Source organism: Muricoccus vinaceus (assembly GCF_042433125.1).
Classification (GTDB): domain Bacteria; phylum Pseudomonadota; class Alphaproteobacteria; order Acetobacterales; family Acetobacteraceae; genus Roseomonas; species Roseomonas vinacea.
The window spans coordinates 152,374-168,526 of record NZ_JBHLVZ010000001.1 but is presented as its reverse complement, the minus strand read 5'-3'; the positions used below and the strand labels follow the sequence as shown (position 1 = coordinate 168,526).

The following is a 16,153-nucleotide window of genomic DNA, read 5'->3' as shown; positions in this document are numbered from 1 at the left end:
AGGTCAGGTCTTGACCGGCTCAGAGATCCTTCAGTGTGTCCTGCGTGTCGAAGTCCCTGAGCACGCCGTCATCGGCCATCTCCACGTTGAACAGGCGATCCCCGTGCCGGCCGGTCAGGTGGCGCGCGCCCACATCGCCGGAAATGGAAAGGATCTCCGCGAAGAACTCCCGCCCCCAGAGAACCGGGTTGCCCTGCTTGCCCCGGAAGGTCGGCTGGATGATGGCGCGCCCTTCATCGGGGTCGAAGGCGGCGAGGAGGCGGTCGAGCATGGCCGGGGAGACCAGGGGCATGTCGCCCAGCAGCACCAGCGCTCCCTCCACATCATCCGGCAGGGCGGCGATGCCGGCCTTCAGGGACGCCGAAAGGCCCTCGGCATAGTCGCCGGCATGCGTCATCAGCACGGGGCGGCCGGCCAGCGCCTCCTCCACCCGTTCGCGCTCGTGCCCGGTGACCACCATCACGGGGCGGGCGCGGCTCGCAAGCGCGTTCTCCACCACGCGGGCGATCATGGCGCGGCCCGCACGGTCGGGCACCATCAGCTTGTTCAGCGGCGCCATGCGCCGGGACCGGCCCGCGGCCAGCACCAGGGCGGCGACGCGGCGGGGGCGGCGGGGCGCGAGGGTTGCGGGCTGGCCCGGTGCCTCGCCGCGGGGCAGGGGCCGGGTCTCGATCTCCTTCAGCAGGCCGCCGACGCCCATGCGCATCACGGCGCGGGGCGTCACGGGCAGGCCGGCGAAGAGGCGTTCCAGCACCCAGTCGAAGCCGTTCACCTTGGGGCTTCGCGCGCAGCCCGGCAGCACCATGGCCGGCACCTCGCCGACGCGCCCAAGGCAGAGAAGGTTGCCGGGGTCCACGGGCATGCCGAAGTGCTCGATCACCCCGCCCGCGCGGATGATGGCGGCCGGTGCCACGTCGCGCCGGTCCACCACCGCGGAGGCGCCGAGCACCAGCAGCATCTCCGCGCCGCCCTTGCGCAGCCGCGCCAGGGCCTCGGCGATGGGCGCGGTCTCGTGGGCGCAGCGCTCGGCGGGCAGCAGGCTTCCGGCCAGCGCCTCCACGCGGATGCGCGTGGCCTCGATGCCGCTCTCGATCACCTTGTCCTTCATGCCCGGCAGCTCGCTTGCCACGAGGCCGACCTTCAGCGGGCGGAAGGGATGCAGCGTCAGGGCGGGGGCGCCGCGCAGCATGGCCTCGGCCACCTGGAGCGCGCCGGCGGGAACGGCGAAGGGGATGACCTTGAGCGTCGCCAGCATGTCCCTGGGCTGCACCACCGCATGGTCGGGCAAGGTGGCGAGCGTCAGGCTCTCGTCCAGGGCGTTCAGGCGGTCCACCAGCGCGGCGTCCACGCGCAACAGGCCATGCGTCTCGGCCAGCAGGTTCACCCGGCCGGTGGCGGCGCGGGTGCGGGCCACCAGCGGGCGGAGCATGGCTTCGGCCATGCGGTCGGCGGCCTCGTTCTCCGGCACGTCCCCGGGCTCCAGCCGGGCCGCAATCACCTCCCCGTGGCGGGCGGCGCGCAGGGCCTCAATGGCCTCCGCATCCAGCACGGTGCCCTTCTTGAGCACGCGGCCGGGCAGGCGGAGCGTGTGCGCCAGGATGGCGCCGCGCGCCTCGTCGAGGGGGGTGGGGCCGAAGATCACAGGGGCTTGCCCCGGCGTGCCGCGACCACCTGGGCGATGATGGAGAGCGCGATCTCGGGCGCCGTGACGGCCCCGATGTCGAGGCCGACCGGCGCGCGGATGCGGGCGATGGCTTCCGCGGCGTGACCGGCCTCCGTCAGCCGCTCCACCCGCTTGGCATGGGTCCGGCGGCTGCCGAGGGCGCCGATGTAGAAAGCCTCCGACTTCAGGGCGACGTCCAGCGCGGGGTCGTCCAGCTTGGGGTCGTGGGTCAGGGTCACGATGGCCGTCCGGGCATCGGGGCGCAGCGCGAGCAGCGCGTCGTCCGGCCATTCGTCGATCAGGGTGACCTCGCCCGCGAAGCGCTCCTCGGTGGCGAAGGCGCGGCGGGGGTCCACCACCGTGACGGCCAGCCCGACGGAGGCGGCCATGGGCACCAGTGCCTGGGCGACATGGACGGCCCCCACCACGATCAGGCGCGGCGGCGGGGCCTGGGGCTGGATGAACCAGGTCTCGCCCTCGGAGGTCACCGGCCCGGCGCGGTCGTCCCGCAGCGCGGCCCCGGCGGCCTCGGCCAGGGCGGGAGGAAGGGCCTCGTCCGGGTGCAGGCGCTGCGCGCCGTCCGGCAGGCGGGTCAACAACGCGACCGGGCGGCGCGCGGCGCGCGCGGCCTGGAGGGTTTCCAGGGTTTCCGGCGTCACGCCAGGGGTTCCACAAAGACCTTCAGCTTGCCGCCGCAGGCCAGGCCCACCTCCCAGGCGCGCTCGTCGGTGATGCCGAAGTCCAGGAGCTGGGGCGTGCCGCTCTCCATCACCTGCTTGGCCACATCGGCCACCGCGCCCTCGATGCAGCCGCCCGAAACGGAGCCGGCCAGGCGCCCGGTGCCGGTGACGGCCAGGCGCGAGCCGGCGGGGCGGGGGGAGGAGCCCCAGGTCTCCACAACGGTGGCCAGCGCCACGCGCTCACCCTCGGCGCGCCAGGCGCGGGCGGTCTCCAGGATGTCCTCGCTGCCGCTCATGCCGATTTCCCTTGGTTGCGCGCGGGCGCCGAGAGGGTGGCGACCAGGGCGCGCAGGCTGTTCAGGTTATGCACTTGGCGATGCTCGTGCACATGCGGGAGGAGGGCGCGTATGCCGGCGGCGCGGGGCTGGAACCCGGCATAGCGCAGGAGCGGGTTCAGCCAGATCAGGCGGCGGCAGGAGTGGGAGAGGCGTTCGGCGGCCTCCGCCAGCCCCTCCGCGCCGCCGCGGTCCAGGCCATCGGTGATCAGCAGCACCACCGCCCCCTGGCCCAGCACGCGGCGGGCCCAGAGATGGTTGAAGCGTGCCAGGGCCTCCCCGATCCGGGTGCCGCCCGACCAGTCCGGCAGGATGTGCGAGACGGCCTGGAAGGCGACCTCCGGGTCGCGGTTGCGGAGCGCGCGCGTGATGTTGGTCAGCCGCGTGCCGAACACAAAGGAGTGGACGCGGGAGCGGTCGTTCGCGACCGCATGGAGGAAATGCAGCAGGATCTGCGCGTAATGCGCCATGCTCCCCGAGACGTCGCAGAGCAGCACCAGGGGCGGCGGCTGGGTGACGCGGCGGCGGCGGGACAGGGTCGTGATCTCGCCGCCCAGGCGCATGGAGGCGCGGATCGTGGCCCGGAGATCGGCGCGCGGACCGGACGGGTCCGGGCGGAAGCGGCGGGTGGGGCGCTCGGCCAGCGGCAGGGCGAGGCGCCGGATCTCCCGCTTGGCCTCGGCCAGTTCCTCGGCGCTCATGGCCTCGAAGTCGAGCCGGTTCAGACGTTCCCGGTCGCTCACCGCCAGGGCCGCGTCCTCGCGCCGCTCCTGCTCCCCGGCAGGTGGGGGCGGGGGGCTGGCGCCGGGCATGGCGTCCGAGACACGGCGGGCGGCGGGGGGAAGGCTCTCGGGAGGCGGTTCGTCGGGGTTGAAGGGTGCGACGGGGGCGTCGGGGTTGCGCCAGAACAGGTCGAAGGCGGTGTCGAACACCTCGAAATGGTCGCGCCGGTGGATCATGGTCGCGCGCAGGGCGGCGCGAAAGGCGGTGCGGTCCGAGAGCGGGACGTGGGACAGCGCCTCGGCCGCGCCGAGCGTCTCGGCGGGGCCGACCGGCAGCCCGGCGCGGCGGAGGACGCGCCCGAAGGCCAGCAGGTTGGGCGCGAGCGCGCTCACGAGGCGGCCTCGCGCGCCTCCTCGACCCGGCGGGCCAGCTCGGCGCCGCGCAGGCGGGCAATGTCGTCCTGGTATTTCAGCAGCACGCCCAGGGTGGCATCGGCCGTGGCGGGCTCAAGCTCCCGGCGGTCCAGGGCGGTCAGGGCGCGGGCCCAGTCGATGGTCTCGGCGACGCCGGGTGGCTTGAAGAACTCGTCGCCGCGCAGCCCCTGGGCGAAGGCCACCACCTGGGCCGAGAGGCCGGCGGGCACGTCCGGGGCGCGGCGGGCGAGGATGGCGCGCTCGCGCGCCGCGTCGGGATAGTCCACCCAGTGATAAAGGCAGCGGCGGCGGATGGCGTCATGCACCTCCCGCGTGCGGTTGGAGGTGATGATCACCACCGGCGGCGTCTCGGCCCGAATGGTGCCGAGTTCGGGCACGGTGATCTGGAAATCGGCCAGGATCTCGAGAAGAAAAGCCTCGAAGGGCTCGTCGGCGCGGTCCAGCTCGTCGATCAGCAGCAGGGCGGGGCTGCCCTCCAGCGCCTGGAGCAGTGGGCGGGCTTCCAGGAAGCGCCGGTCGTACAGGCCCCGCTCCAGGCTCGCGCGCTCCGACACGCCCGCGCTTTCGGCCAGGCGGATGGCCATAAGCTGCCGGGCGTGGTTCCACTCGTAGGCCGCCGAGGACAGGTCCATGCCGTCATGGCATTGCAGCCGCACGAGGCGGCGCGGAAGCTGCGCCGCCAGGACCTTGGCGATCTCGGTCTTGCCCGTCCCCGGCTCCCCCTCCAGCAGGATGGGGCGGCCCATGGTGAGGGCGAGGTGCACCGTGGTGGCCAGGGCGCGGTCCGCGACGTAGCCACCGGCTTCCAGCAGGGCCTGGGTGTCGGCGACGTCCCGCGGCAAGGCCGCCGATGGCTCAGCCAACGACAAAGAGCAGCGTCAGCACGCCGAGCATCACGGCGCCGCCGATCCAGAGGTTGATGGGCAGGCCCATGGGCTGGCGCGGAATGGCGTCCAGCGTGTCCCAGATGGTGCGCTTGGCATTGGCCGGGCGCAGCGCCGCGGTGGCGGTCCGGCCGGCGGAAATGGGGCTGCCATCGGGGCGCGGTGCGGTGGGAACGGTGTCGGTGCTGGCCATGCTGTCGGGTGCCGTCGTGTGTGTTGCGGGAATAGCCGCGGGAGCGGGCGCGAGTTGCGCGGCGAAGCGGTCGAAGAACTGGTCGGCCATCTGGCGGGCCGTGCTGTCCACCAGCCGGGCGCCGAGCTGGGCCATCTTGCCGCCGACCTGGGCCTTCACGGTGTAGTTCAGCGTGGTGGCTTCCGGGCCTTCCTCGACCAGCGCGACGTCCGCGCCGCCGCGGGCGAAGCCCATGGCGCCGCCGGAGCCCTCGCCGGTGATGGTGTAGCCCTCGGGCGGCCGGACGTTGGTCAGCGTCACCTTGCCGCCGAACTTGGCGGACATCGGCCCGATGCGGACGGCGACCTTGGCGGCGAAGCTGTCGTCGCCCGTGCGCTCGACGGACTCGCAGCCGGGGATGGCAGCCTGCAGCACGGCGGGGTCGTTCAGAGCCTCCCACACGCGCTGCCGCGGCGCCTCGATGTGGCGGCTGCCCGTCATGTCCATGCGTGCGCTCCGTTCCTGCCGTTCGGTGTCGCGGCGCAAACTAGGCGCTGGGACGGCCCGGGGAAAGGGCACCCCGCCCGCGCGGGGGCATTTGCCGGCACGGGCGGCCGGGCGCGCCGGCTGTCTGGCCGATGGGAAGGGGGGGTGGTAGCTTCCTGGCGCGGCGCACGGGCCGCGCGCGGGCGCCGGGGATGCACCCTGTCCGTTCCTGCGCGCGGAAGGCCCGGCGGCCGGGATCGCGGGAGGCGGTGCATGCCCTACGTCATTGGTGAAGACCTTCCGGAGGCGCCGGCCGGGGCGCGGTTCCGCGCCCTGCTGGACCGGCCGGGCATCCTGCGCCTGCCGGGCGCCCATACGGGCATGGCCGCCCTGCTCGCCAAGGGGGCGGGGTTCGAGGCGCTCTATATGTCCGGCGCCGCCATGTCCGCGAACATGGGCCTGCCCGACCTCGGCATGATCACGGTGGACGACGTGTGCTGGTACATCCGCCAGGTGGCGCGTGCCTCCGCCCTGCCGGTGCTGGTGGATGGCGACACCGGCTATGGCGAGGCGCTGAACGTCATGCACATGGTCCGCGCCTTCGAGGAGGCGGGGGCCGCGGCGGTGCACCTGGAGGACCAGCTGCTGCCCAAGAAGTGCGGGCACCTGAACGACAAGAAGCTGGCCGACCCGCACGACATGGCCGCCAAGGTGGCCGCGGCCCGCAAGGCCCGGCGGCACCTCCATATCATCGCGCGCACCGACGCCGCCGCCAGCGAGGGGATCGACGGCGCGGTGGGGCGGGCGAAGCTCTACCTGGAGGCCGGCGCGGACGCGATCTTCCCGGAGGCGCTGGTGACGGCGGAGATGTTCCGCGAGTTCGCGCGGCGCATGCCCGGCGTGAAGCTGCTGGCCAACATGACCGAGTTCGGCCGCACGCCCTTCTTCACGGACCGCGAGTTCGAGGAGATGGGCTATGCGATGGTGATCTGGCCCGTCTCCGCCCTGCGGGTCGCGAACAAGGCGATGGAGGAGCTTTACGCCGCCATCGGCCGCGACGGCGGCACGCACCGCATGGTGGAGCGGATGCAGACCCGCGCCGAGCTCTACGAGACCATCCGCTACCACGAGTACGAGGCACTCGACGCGAGCCTGGTCAGGACCGTGATCCCCGAGGGGATGCCCCAGCGATGAACCGCCGCGCGCTTCTGGGCCTGCTGGCTCTCCTGCCCGCCGTTGCCCTGGCGCAGGACGGCCCGCAGCCCAAGCTGCCGACCGAGCCGCTGGTGATCGTCACGCGCGACGGCAAGCGCCACGAGTTCCAGGTGGAGATGGCGCTCGATCCGCAGCAGCAGATGGTCGGCCTGATGTTCCGCCCCTCCGTCGGGGCCAACGAGGGGATGCTGTTCGACTGGGGACAGCCGCGCGAAAGCAGCATGTGGATGCGCAACACCATCACCTCCCTCGACATGGTGTTCATCACCCAGAACGGCACCGTGTTGCGGATCGCCGAGCGGACGGTGCCGCGCAGCCTGGCCACCGTCAGCTCCAACGGCCCGGCGCGGGCGACGCTGGAGCTTGCGGCGGGCACGGCGGAGCGGCTGGGCATCCGCGTGGGCGACAAGGTGGAACAGCGGATCTTTGGCACGGCACGCTAGCCCAGGCTTCGCCGCGCGGGCGGCCTTTCCGTGAGCGGCGGCCACGCGCCGCCGGCCGAGATCCTGCGCGGCTACGCCCCGGGCGTGCTCGGCCGTTGCGTGGAGCTGCACGCGCTCACCTATGCCCGTCTTTCCGGCTTCGGGCGCTTCTTCGCGAGCCGGGTGGGCGGCCGGGCTCGCCGACTTCGCGGATCGCCTGGACAGCCCCGGCAACGGCTCCTGGTGCGCCCGGCGGGGTCGCCCACCTGCGCTGGTTCGTCGTGGAGGAGGGCAAGCGCGGCGGCGGCCTGGCGCGGCGCCTGCTGGCGGAGGCGCTGGCCTTCCGCGACGGGCAGGGCTTCGCCGCCACCCGCCTCTGGACCTTCCGGGGCCTCGACGCGGCGCGCCGCCTTCACAAGGAGGCGGGGTTTCGCCTGATCGATGAGCGGCCCGGGCGGCAATGGGGCGGGGATGTCATGGAGCAGATCTTCGAGCGCCCGAGCCGCTAGGTTTTCCCATCGGTCTGGAAGGGAAGCACCAGCGTCTGGCCGAAGCGGGGCACGATGAAGTCGCCTTCCGCCAGCCCGGCCGCGGCGCGGGCCCGGGCCAGGGCGCGGGCGGGCTCGTCGATGCCTTCCTGGGTGAGCTTGAAGGTTCCGAAATGCATGGCGACCGCCGTGCGGACACCGAGCGCGTCGCGGGCCTGCACGGCCTCCTCCGGGTTCATGTGAACGGCCCGCATGAACCAGCGGGGCTCATAGGCGCCGATCGGGATCAGCCCGATGGGAAAGGGGCCCATCTCCGCGCCGATCTCGGCCAGGTGCGGGCCATGGGCGGTGTCTCCCGCGAAGAAGAGGGAGCCGGCTGGGGTGCGGATGGCGAAGCCGCCCCAGAGGGAGCGGCCGCGGTCGCGGATGCCGCGGGCGGAGAAATGGCGGGCGGGGAGGTAGGTGACGGTGGCGGTGCCCACGGTGGCCTCCTCCCACCAGTCCAGCTCCTCGGCACCGTGGATGCCGTTGCGGGCCAGGATTGGCGCGTTGTTCAGCCCGGTGATGATCCGGGGGGCGCCGAGGCGGCGGAGCGTGGCGACGTCCAGGTGGTCGTAGTGGTTGTGCGAGAGCAGCACGGCGTCGATGGCGGGCAGGGCCTCCAGCGCCAGGCCCGGCGCCCGGGCGCGGCGGGGGCCGAGGAAGGTGAAGGGGCTGCAGCGCTCGGACCAGATGGGATCCGTCAGCAGGGTGGGGCCGCCGGGCAGGCGGATCAGGAAGGTGGCGTGGCCGATGAAGGTGATGGCCGCGTGGCCGGGGGGCGGCTCGGCCGGCGGGGCCTCGGGCGGGTCCTGCACGGCGCGCGGCCAGGGGGTGCCGCCGCCCTCCCTCATCATGCGCCAGACCTGGCCGAGGGGCTGGCCGGACGGGCCGCCATCGGGGTTGAGGAAGCGGCCCTCGGCGTCGCGCCGGGCACCCCGGCGGGGCGAGCCTTCGCCGCTCAAGCCTGCACCTTCACGCCCAGCTCGCCCGCCATGTCCAGCGCGAACTGCCAGGCGACGCGGCCGGAGCGCGAGCCGCGGGTGATCGTCCATTCCTTGGCCCGGGCCAGCAGGGCCTCGCGCTCCATCGGCAGGCCGAGCGCCTTGGCGTAGCCTTCCACCATCGCGAAATAGGTGGGCTGGTCGCAGTTGTGGAAGCCGATCCAGAGGCCGAAGCGGTCGGAAAGGGAGACCTTCTCCTCCACGGATTCGCTCGCGTGGATGGCGCGCTGCTGCTCGTTCTCGATCATGTCGCGCGGCATCAGGTGGCGGCGGTTGGAGGTGGCGTAGAACACCACGTTGGCCGGGCGACCGGCGATGCCGCCGTCCAGCACCGACTTCAGCGCCTTGTAGTCGGCGTCCTCGCGCTCGAACGACAGGTCGTCGCAGAAGACCAGCACGCGGCGGGGCTGCTCGCGCAGGATCTCCAGCAGCTCGGGCAGGGTGACGATGTCCTCGCGCGCGATCTCGATGAGCGCCAGGCTGCCCGGGACCTCGGCATTGGCCTTCGCGTGGGCGGCCTTGACCAGCGAGGACTTGCCCATGCCGCGGGCGCCCCAGAGCATGGCGTTGTTGGCGGGCAGGCCGCGGGCGAAGCGCAGCGTGTTCTCCAGCAGCAGGCGCTTCTGCTGCTCCACGCCCTGGAGCAGGGCGATGTCCACGGCCGAGACGCGGCGCACGGGGGCGAGGCGGGGCAGGGGGTGGGGGTGCCAGATGAAGGCGTCGGCCCCGTCCAGGCGGGCGGCCGGGGCGGGCGGGGGCGCCATGCGCTCCAGCGCCTCCGCGATGCGGGTCAGGAGGGCTTGTTCCATCGTGGTTCCTGGGATGCTTCCGGGGCGCCCCGCCCGGCCGCGCTTGACGCGGGGGGGCGGGAAGCTAGTTTCCGCCCCTCTTCGCACCCACAACGCCCGGACGGAAGCCCAGCCCCATGTTCATCTCCCCCGCCTTCGCGCAGGACGCGGCCGCAGGCGGCGCCGCCGGCATGCTGATGCAGTTCGCGCCGCTCCTGCTGATCTTCGGCGTCTTCTACTTCATCCTCATCCGCCCCCAGCAGAAGAAGATGAAGGAGCACCGGGACATGCTCGGCCAGCTCAAGCGCGGCGACCGCGTGGTCACCGGCGGCGGCATGGTCGCCACCATCACCAAGGTGAAGGAGGGCTCGGACGAGATCGAGGCCGAGATCGCCCCCAACGTGCGCGTGACCATCGTGCGCACCACGATCGGCAGCGTGATCCGCCCGGTGCCCGCCAACGACGCGGCGCCCGCCAAGGCCTGACCCGGGCCTCCGGATGCGCGAAGGGCGCCGCGGGGATGACCCGCGGCGCCCTTCTTCGTTTCGGGCGAGTGCTTTAGGCCGACTGGCCGGAGGTCATGCCCTTGCCCATGAGGGAGGCCACGAACTCCCAGTTCACCAGCTTGTCCAGCCAGTTGGTCAGGTAGTCCGGACGGCGGTTGCGGAAGTCGAGGTAGTAGGAGTGTTCCCAGACGTCCACGCCCAGCAACGGCGTGCCCTCGCCGGTCGCGAGCGGGTTGGAGCCGTTCGGGGTCTTGGTGATCTTGAGCTTGCCGGAGGCGTCCTCGACCAGCCAGGCCCAGCCCGAGCCGAACTGGGTAACGCCGGCCTGCTTGAAGTCGTCCTTGAACTTCTGGAGGCCGCCGAGGTCGCTCTCGATGCGGCTCATCAGCGCGCCCGGGATCTTGTCGTCGCCGCCATTGGGCGACATGACCTGCCAGAACAGCAGGTGGTTCCAGTGCTGGCCAGCCTGGTTCAGCACGGGCAGGCCGTCGGCGCCGGCCTTGCCGGCCTCGGACACGATCTGCTCGAGCGTCTTGCCCTGCAGGCCCTTGCTCTCGACCAGGCCGTTCAGCGCCGTGACATAGGCCTGGTGGTGCTTGCCGTGGTGCAGCTCCAGCGTCTCCTGCTGCATGCCGCGGGCGGCCAGTGCGCCGGGATCATAGGGCAGGGGGGGAAGGCTGAAGGCCATGGGCATCTCCTGTTGGTGTGTCGGCGCGCAATGTCGCGCTTGTGAGCCGCCCGGCCAAGGCCGGCCGGCGTCACGCCGGCGCGAGACATGGGAGGCCGGAGGGCGCTTGCCACCGGCGCCCGGCGGGTCCAATTCGCGGCGATGCCCGCCACCACCGACCTTCCCGGCCTGGCCGGCTTCGCACGCCAGCACGATCCGGACCGCTTCCTTTGCTCCCTTTTCGCCCCCGCCGAAGCCCGGGACACGCTGTTCGCCCTGATCGCCTTCAACCACGAGCTGGCCCGTGCGCGCGAGGCGGCGCGGGAACCGATGATGGCGCTGATCCGCCTGCAATGGTGGCGCGAGGTGGTGGAGGAGGCGGCGGCCGGCGGCGCGCCGCGGCGGCACGAGGTGGCCGGCCCCCTCTCCGATGCGATCCGGCAGGGGCAACTGGAGCCCGGCGCCCTCCTGGCCATGGTGGAAGGGCGCGAGGCCGAGGAAACCGGCGAGGACGCGCCGCCATTGGCGGAGCGGATGCGCAGCACGGCCGGGATCATGGCGGCGGAAACGGGCCGGGTGCTGGGGGCGGGCGAGGCCGCGATGCCGGGGCTGCGGCAGGTCGGCACGGCCTATGGGATCGGCGGCACGCTGCGGAGCCTCGCGGTGCTTGCGGCGCAGGGCCGCGATCCCCTGCCGCCCCATGCCGACCCGCGGGAGGCGGCGCGGTCGCTGGCGCGGGATGGGCTTTCGCTGGAGGAGGCCGGCCGGAGGTCCCTGGCCGGGCTGCCCGCGCGAGCGGTGGCCGCGGCGCTGCCCGCCGTCCTGGCGCGGCGGGACCTCGGGCGCGTGCTCGCCCCGGGATGGCAGCCTGGCGATGCCCCTGCGCCGCGCGGCGCCGGAGACCGGCTCGCGGTCGCCTGGGCGGGGTGGCGCGGCCGCCTTTGACGGGTGACGGCCGCCTGATCACGCATTCTCGCCAGGACGCGCGGAGCACCGGCCCGTAGCGTCGGTGCCGAAACGCTTCGGATGATTCGCTTGAACCTTCCCTCCATACAGGCCGCCTTTCCAGAGCGGCCGCTCCGTATCGACGCGCCGGTGTCGCGCTGGAAAGGCTGGCTGACGGCGCTCGGCCTGCTGGTGGTCGCGCTCGGCTTCGGTTGGTGGGCGACGGCATCGCTGCTGCCCAACCTGCTCTCGGATTACGAGATCCGGGGTGGGGCGGTGCCGGCGGCGGGGCGTGTGGAGAACGGGCGGTGCAGCACGCGGCTGGGCTTGCTCCAGACCTGCTCCATGACCCTGATATCCGCCGCGCCGACCAAGAACGGCGAGCCGCTCCGCCAGGGCGCGGAATACATCTTCGCCGAGCCGCATCTCGGGAACTACAGCGTCCAGCTGCTCGCCGATCCCACCCGCCCGGGCAAGCTGACGACGGATATGGGTCTGAACCATCTGACCAACCGCGCCGTCACCTTCGCCGCGGCGGCCTTGCTGGTGCTGGGGCTGCTCGCTGGCGGGCTGCTGCTCGCCCGCGCCGGCGGGCGGGCGAGGCGCGACATGGAGGCGCTTTCCGGACGGCCGCTGATGCCGGTGGCGGTGGTTGTCGGCGCCGATCCCAACGGGTGGCAGGTGAGCCCGGCCGGGGGAGGCCGGGCGACGCTCTGGCCGCTTCCGAAGAAGGCTCAGCCGTTCTGGCTGAACCCGGAGCAGCGGGTGGCGCTCGGCGTGACCGCGCCGGGACTGCCGGTTTTCGCGCTGGACCGGGACCTGAGCTGGGCCGACTTTTCCGAGGAGGAGCGCGAGCGGCTGCGGCGGGCCGTGGCGGCCTGAGCCGCCTCAGGCCCGCTTGCGGCGCTTCGCCGGCGCCGCGGCGGGCCGGCCGGCCAGGAGGGGCGCGAGGAAGCGTCCCGTGTGGCTGTCAGGGCTGGCGGCCACCTGCTCGGGCGTGCCCTCGGCCACGATGCGGCCGCCGCCGTCGCCACCCTCGGGGCCCATGTCGAGCAGCCAGTCGGCGGTCTTGATGACCTCGAGGTTGTGCTCGATCACCACCACCGTGTTGCCCTGGGCGACGAGCGCGTGCAGCACCTCCAGCAGCTTCCGGACATCCTCGAAGTGCAGGCCGGTGGTGGGCTCGTCGAGGATGTAGAGCGTGCGGCCGGTGGCGCGGCGGGAGAGTTCCTTGGCCAGCTTGATGCGCTGCGCCTCGCCGCCCGAGAGGGTGGTGGCCTGCTGCCCCAGGTGGATGTAGCCGAGGCCGACCTCGGTGAGCACCTTCAGCTTGTCGCGGATGGCGGGGACGGCGGAGAAGAACTCCAGCCCCTGGTCCACGGTCATGTCCAGCACGTCGGAGATGGACTTGCCGCGGAACTTCACCTCCAGCGTCTCGCGGTTGTAGCGCTTGCCCTTGCAGGTGTCGCAGGTGACGTAGACGTCGGGCAGGAAGTGCATCTCGATCTTGATGAGCCCGTCGCCGCCGCAGGCCTCGCAGCGGCCGCCCTTCACGTTGAACGAGAAGCGGCCGGACTTGTAGCCGCGGGCGCGGCTGTCCGGCAGCTCCGCGAACCAGTCGCGGATGGGGGCGAACAGGCCCGTATAGGTCGCGGGGTTGGAGCGCGGGGTGCGGCCGATCGGGGACTGGTCGATGTCGATGATCTTGTCGAGGTGCTCCAGCCCTTCCAGCCGCTCGTGCGGCGCGGGCACGGTGCCGGCGCCCATCAGGCGGCGGGCAGCGGCCTTGTAGAGGGTCTCGATCACCAGCGTCGACTTGCCGCCGCCAGAAACGCCCGTGACGCAGGCGAAGGTGCCGATGGGCAGGGAGGCCGTGACGTTCTTCAGGTTGTTGCCCGAGGCGCCGACCACGCGGAGCTGGCGCTTGGGGTCCGGCGTGCGGCGGACCTCGGGGGTGGGGATCGAGCGGCGGCCCGACATGTAGGCGCCGGTGATGCTGTCCGGGTTGGCCGCGACCTCCTCGGGCGTGCCGTGGGCGATGATGCTGCCGCCGCCCGCGCCCGCCGTGGGGCCGATGTCCACGAGGTAGTCGGCGGCGCGGATCGCGTCCTCGTCGTGCTCGACCACCAGCACGGTGTTGCCGATGTCGCGAAGGCGCCGGAGGGTGCCGAGGAGGCGCTCGTTGTCGCGCTGGTGCAGGCCGATGGAGGGCTCGTCCAGCACGTAGAGCACGCCCGTGAGGCCGCTGCCGATCTGGGAGGCGAGGCGGATGCGCTGGCTCTCGCCGCCCGAGAGGCTGGCGCTGCCACGGGCCAGAGACAGGTAGTCCAGGCCCACATCGACCAGGAAGCGGAGGCGGTCGTTGATCTCGCGCAGGATGCGGCGGGCGATCTCCTGGCGCTGCGGGGTCAGCTGGTCGTAAACGCCGGCGAACCACTCCATGGCCTTGCGGATCGAAAGGTCCGAGGACTCCGCGATGTTGAGGCCGGCCACCTTCACGGCCAGGGCCTCGGGCTTGAGGCGGGCGCCGCGGCAGACGTGGCAGGGGCGGTCGGACTGGTAGCGGCTGAGGTCCTCGCGGATCCAGGGGTTGTCCGTTTCGCGCAGGCGGCGCTCGAGGTTGGGGATCACGCCCTCGAAGGGCTTCTTCACCTCGTAGGCGCGGAGCCCATCCTTGTAGCGGAGGGTGACGACCTCGGAGGTGCCGTTCAGGATGGCCTCCCGCACGGGCTTGCCGAGGTCGGCCCAGGGGCTCCTGGCGGAAACCTTGAAGTGGCGGGCCAGGCTCTCGAGCGTCTGGTCGTAATAGGGGGAGGAGGCGCCGCCGGCCCAGGCGGCGACAGCGCCCTCGGCGATGGACCGGGCGTCGTCCGGCACCACCAGGGCGGGGTCGAAATAGGTCTCGCTCCCGAGGCCGTCGCAGGCGGGGCAAGCTCCCTGGGGGGAGTTGAAGGAGAAGAGCCGGGGCTCGATTTCCTCGATCGTGAAGCCGGAGACGGGGCAGGCGAAGCGGGAGGAGAAGACCGTCCGCTCGCCATTGTCGGCGCCCTCCAGGTAGACCACGCCGTCCGAGAGGCCCAGCGCCGTCTCGAAGCTGTCGGCCAGGCGCTGCGCGGCGCCCTCCCGCACCACCACGCGGTCCACCACCGCCTCGATGTCGTGCTTCTTCTTCTTGTCGAGGGCGGGCACCTCCTCGATGCGGAGGAGGGCACCGTTGACCTTCACCCGCTCGAAGCCGCGGCGCTGGAGCTCGGCCAGCTCCTTCTTCCACTCGCCCTTCTTGCCGCGGGCGACCGGGGCCAGGATCAGGAGGCGCGTGCCCTCCGGCATGGCCATGACCCGGTCCACCATCTGGGAGACGGTCTGGGCCTCGATCGGCAGGCCGGTCGCGGGGGAATAGGGGATGCCGACCCGGGCCCAGAGGAGGCGGGTGTAGTCGGCGATCTCGGTGACGGTGCCCACGGTGGAGCGCGGGTTGTGGGAGGTGGTCTTCTGCTCGATCGAGATGGCTGGCGACAGGCCCTCGATGCTGTCCACGTCCGGCTTCTGCTGCAGCTCCAGGAACTGGCGGGCATAGGCCGAGAGGCTCTCGACGTAGCGGCGCTGGCCCTCGGCATAGATCGTATCGAAGGCCAGGGAGGACTTGCCCGAGCCCGAAACGCCGGTGATGACCGTCAGCGTCCCCTTGGGGATGTCGAGGTCGATGTTCTTGAGGTTGTGCTGCCGGGCGCCCCGGATGCGGATATACCCGCCGGTGCCCATCTCAAGGCTGCCGCGGTTGGCCAGGCGGTTCGCGCCGGTGCGGTTCGAAGCAGGCTCGGGGAGGCTGTCGGGCAAGGGAAATCCGGCCTTCGTTCGCATTGTGTTCTGGGGCTTGTGCCACCATATGTGGGCGGCGGGAAGGGGTCGCCGGGGGGCGCCCCGACCTTGGGCTCTCCCCGGGGGGTGGTCTCACCGCTCCCCGGGGGGTAGCTTCGTCGGCCCGTGCGCGAATCCCAAGGGGATTTTGCACGGGTCGGCGATGCGCGGGCTCGCGCGGGGCGGGCAACCGCCGGGTTGTTGATGGTTTCAGGCCGGGCTCGCCCGGCTATTCGAGGATGTGGGTGGCATGGCCGGCAGCGTCAACAAGGTGATCATCCTGGGGTCGCTGGGAAAGGACCCCGAGGTCCGAAACTTCCAGAACGGCGGCAAGGTGGTGAACCTGCGGGTGGCGACCAGCGAGCGCTACAAGGATCGCGAGGGCAACCAGCAGGAGCGCACCGAGTGGCACTCGGTCGCCATCTTCAACGAGAAGCTGGGCGAGATTGCCGAGCGCTACCTGAAGAAGGGCAGCCAGGTTTATCTCGAGGGCCAGCTCGAGACCCGCAAGTGGACGACGAACGAGGGGCAGGAGCGCTACTCGACCGAGATCGTCCTCCGGCAGTTCCGGGGTGAGCTGACCCTGCTGGGCGGCCGGAACCAGGGTGGCGGCGGCGACGAGGCCGGCGGCGGCTTCGGCGGGGACCGTGCCGAGCGCTCGGGCGGCTATGGCGGCGGCGCCTCCGGTGGTGGCGCCTCGGGCGGCGGCTATGGCGGCGGGCGCGGCGGTGCGCCCTCGGGCGGTGCCTCCAAGCCTGCGCGTGGCGGTGGCGGGGGCGGCTGGGATGCGCCCAAGGCCGACCTCGACGACGACATTCCGTTCTGAGACGGCATGCAGAGCCCT

Annotated in this window: 17 protein-coding genes; 7 read left to right on the top strand and 10 right to left on the bottom strand. The window is 72.4% G+C overall.

The features are described 5' to 3' along the window. Positions 1–19: 19 nt before the first annotated feature. From ACFFIC_RS00825 to ACFFIC_RS00800, 6 genes are read right to left on the bottom strand one after another with little or no spacing between them, the layout of a single operon-like run. Positions 20–1,642 (bottom strand): NTP transferase domain-containing protein, encoded by a 1,623-nt coding sequence (locus tag ACFFIC_RS00825; protein ID WP_377048109.1) that lies wholly within the window; start codon positions 1,640–1,642, stop codon positions 20–22. Beyond that, positions 1,639–2,322 carry an XdhC family protein gene (locus ACFFIC_RS00820; protein WP_377048107.1) on the bottom strand — a complete coding sequence of 228 codons (684 nt, stop codon included), beginning with the start codon at positions 2,320–2,322 and terminating at the stop codon, positions 1,639–1,641. The genes ACFFIC_RS00825 and ACFFIC_RS00820 overlap by 4 nt, the downstream gene beginning before the upstream one ends. After that, positions 2,319–2,639, bottom strand: coding sequence for an XdhC family protein (locus ACFFIC_RS00815; RefSeq protein WP_377048106.1), 321 nt, complete (start codon positions 2,637–2,639; stop codon positions 2,319–2,321). Before ACFFIC_RS00815 ends, ACFFIC_RS00820 begins: the two co-directional genes overlap by 4 nt. Then, positions 2,636–3,793 carry a vWA domain-containing protein gene (locus ACFFIC_RS00810; RefSeq protein WP_377048105.1) on the bottom strand — a complete coding sequence of 386 codons (1,158 nt, stop codon included), beginning with the start codon at positions 3,791–3,793 and terminating at the stop codon, positions 2,636–2,638. The genes ACFFIC_RS00815 and ACFFIC_RS00810 overlap by 4 nt, the downstream gene beginning before the upstream one ends. Continuing rightward, positions 3,790–4,677: an AAA family ATPase gene (locus ACFFIC_RS00805; RefSeq protein ID WP_377048103.1), complete on the bottom strand. Its 888-nt coding sequence runs from the start codon at positions 4,675–4,677 to the stop codon at positions 3,790–3,792. Before ACFFIC_RS00805 ends, ACFFIC_RS00810 begins: the two co-directional genes overlap by 4 nt. A gap of 13 nt (positions 4,678–4,690) precedes the next feature. Then, positions 4,691–5,398, bottom strand: coding sequence for an SRPBCC family protein (locus ACFFIC_RS00800; RefSeq protein WP_377048102.1), 708 nt, complete (start codon positions 5,396–5,398; stop codon positions 4,691–4,693). Positions 5,399–5,650: 252 nt separating this feature from the next. Here ACFFIC_RS00800 and prpB point away from each other — a divergent pair, with 252 nt between their 5' ends. From prpB to ACFFIC_RS00785, 3 genes are all read left to right on the top strand, one after another. Continuing rightward, complete coding sequence (gene prpB, locus ACFFIC_RS00795; RefSeq protein WP_377048101.1) at positions 5,651–6,571, top strand: methylisocitrate lyase; 921 nt, start codon at positions 5,651–5,653, stop codon at positions 6,569–6,571. After that, positions 6,568–7,035, top strand: a complete 468-nt coding sequence (locus ACFFIC_RS00790) for a DUF192 domain-containing protein (protein ID WP_377048099.1) — start codon at positions 6,568–6,570, stop codon at positions 7,033–7,035. The genes prpB and ACFFIC_RS00790 overlap by 4 nt, the downstream gene beginning before the upstream one ends. Before the next feature lie 260 nt (positions 7,036–7,295). After that, positions 7,296–7,523 (top strand): N-acetyltransferase, encoded by a 228-nt coding sequence (locus ACFFIC_RS00785; RefSeq protein WP_377048098.1) that lies wholly within the window; start codon positions 7,296–7,298, stop codon positions 7,521–7,523. On the opposite strand, the gene ACFFIC_RS00780 is transcribed toward ACFFIC_RS00785, so the two are convergent. Next, entirely contained in the window at positions 7,520–8,506 is a 987-nt protein-coding gene (locus ACFFIC_RS00780) for an MBL fold metallo-hydrolase (protein WP_377048097.1), read from the bottom strand. The two genes, ACFFIC_RS00785 and ACFFIC_RS00780, sit on opposite strands and share 4 nt — an antisense overlap. Next, positions 8,503–9,354 carry an ATP-binding protein gene (locus tag ACFFIC_RS00775; protein WP_377048096.1) on the bottom strand — a complete coding sequence of 284 codons (852 nt, stop codon included), beginning with the start codon at positions 9,352–9,354 and terminating at the stop codon, positions 8,503–8,505. Before ACFFIC_RS00775 ends, ACFFIC_RS00780 begins: the two co-directional genes overlap by 4 nt. A gap of 116 nt (positions 9,355–9,470) precedes the next feature. Between ACFFIC_RS00775 and yajC the strand changes: the two genes are divergently transcribed. After that, positions 9,471–9,818, top strand: coding sequence for a preprotein translocase subunit YajC (yajC, locus tag ACFFIC_RS00770; RefSeq protein WP_377048095.1), 348 nt, complete (start codon positions 9,471–9,473; stop codon positions 9,816–9,818). Between the two features lie 73 nt (positions 9,819–9,891). Here the strand turns inward: yajC and ACFFIC_RS00765 are convergent, their stop codons facing one another. Further along, positions 9,892–10,527, bottom strand: coding sequence for a superoxide dismutase (locus ACFFIC_RS00765; protein WP_377048094.1), 636 nt, complete (start codon positions 10,525–10,527; stop codon positions 9,892–9,894). A 141-nt stretch (positions 10,528–10,668) separates the two neighbouring features. Here ACFFIC_RS00765 and ACFFIC_RS00760 point away from each other — a divergent pair, with 141 nt between their 5' ends. Further along, entirely contained in the window at positions 10,669–11,451 is a 783-nt protein-coding gene (locus ACFFIC_RS00760; RefSeq protein ID WP_377048093.1) for a squalene/phytoene synthase family protein, read from the top strand. Between the two features lie 90 nt (positions 11,452–11,541). Then, a complete protein-coding gene (locus ACFFIC_RS00755; RefSeq protein ID WP_377048092.1) occupies positions 11,542–12,333 on the top strand; it encodes a hypothetical protein in 792 nt (263 codons plus the stop codon). Positions 12,334–12,339: 6 nt separating this feature from the next. On the opposite strand, the gene uvrA is transcribed toward ACFFIC_RS00755, so the two are convergent. Then, positions 12,340–15,213 carry an excinuclease ABC subunit UvrA gene (gene uvrA, locus ACFFIC_RS00750; RefSeq protein ID WP_377048274.1) on the bottom strand — a complete coding sequence of 958 codons (2,874 nt, stop codon included), beginning with the start codon at positions 15,211–15,213 and terminating at the stop codon, positions 12,340–12,342. A 346-nt stretch (positions 15,214–15,559) separates the two neighbouring features. Between uvrA and ssb the strand changes: the two genes are divergently transcribed. Then, positions 15,560–16,135 (top strand): single-stranded DNA-binding protein, encoded by a 576-nt coding sequence (gene ssb, locus ACFFIC_RS00745; protein WP_377048091.1) that lies wholly within the window; start codon positions 15,560–15,562, stop codon positions 16,133–16,135. Positions 16,136–16,153: the final 18 nt, after the last annotated feature.

Bases quoted from the DNA above. Each gene is read 5' to 3' on its own strand.
- ACFFIC_RS00815 (WP_377048106.1), bottom strand. From the start codon at position 2,639: ATGAGCGGCAGCGAGGACATCCTGGAGACCGCCCGCGCCTGGCGCGCC.
- ACFFIC_RS00800 (WP_377048102.1), bottom strand. From the start codon at position 5,398: ATGGACATGACGGGCAGCCGCCACATCGAGGCGCCGCGGCAGCGCGTG.
- prpB (WP_377048101.1), top strand. From the start codon at position 5,651: ATGCCCTACGTCATTGGTGAAGACCTTCCGGAGGCGCCGGCCGGGGCG.
- ACFFIC_RS00790 (WP_377048099.1), top strand. From the start codon at position 6,568: ATGAACCGCCGCGCGCTTCTGGGCCTGCTGGCTCTCCTGCCCGCCGTT.
- ACFFIC_RS00775 (WP_377048096.1), bottom strand. From the start codon at position 9,354: ATGGAACAAGCCCTCCTGACCCGCATCGCGGAGGCGCTGGAGCGCATG.
- yajC (WP_377048095.1), top strand. From the start codon at position 9,471: ATGTTCATCTCCCCCGCCTTCGCGCAGGACGCGGCCGCAGGCGGCGCC.
- ACFFIC_RS00765 (WP_377048094.1), bottom strand. From the start codon at position 10,527: ATGGCCTTCAGCCTTCCCCCCCTGCCCTATGATCCCGGCGCACTGGCC.
- ACFFIC_RS00760 (WP_377048093.1), top strand. From the start codon at position 10,669: ATGCCCGCCACCACCGACCTTCCCGGCCTGGCCGGCTTCGCACGCCAG.
- uvrA (WP_377048274.1), bottom strand. From the start codon at position 15,213: ATGGGCACCGGCGGGTATATCCGCATCCGGGGCGCCCGGCAGCACAAC.
- ssb (WP_377048091.1), top strand. From the start codon at position 15,560: ATGGCCGGCAGCGTCAACAAGGTGATCATCCTGGGGTCGCTGGGAAAG.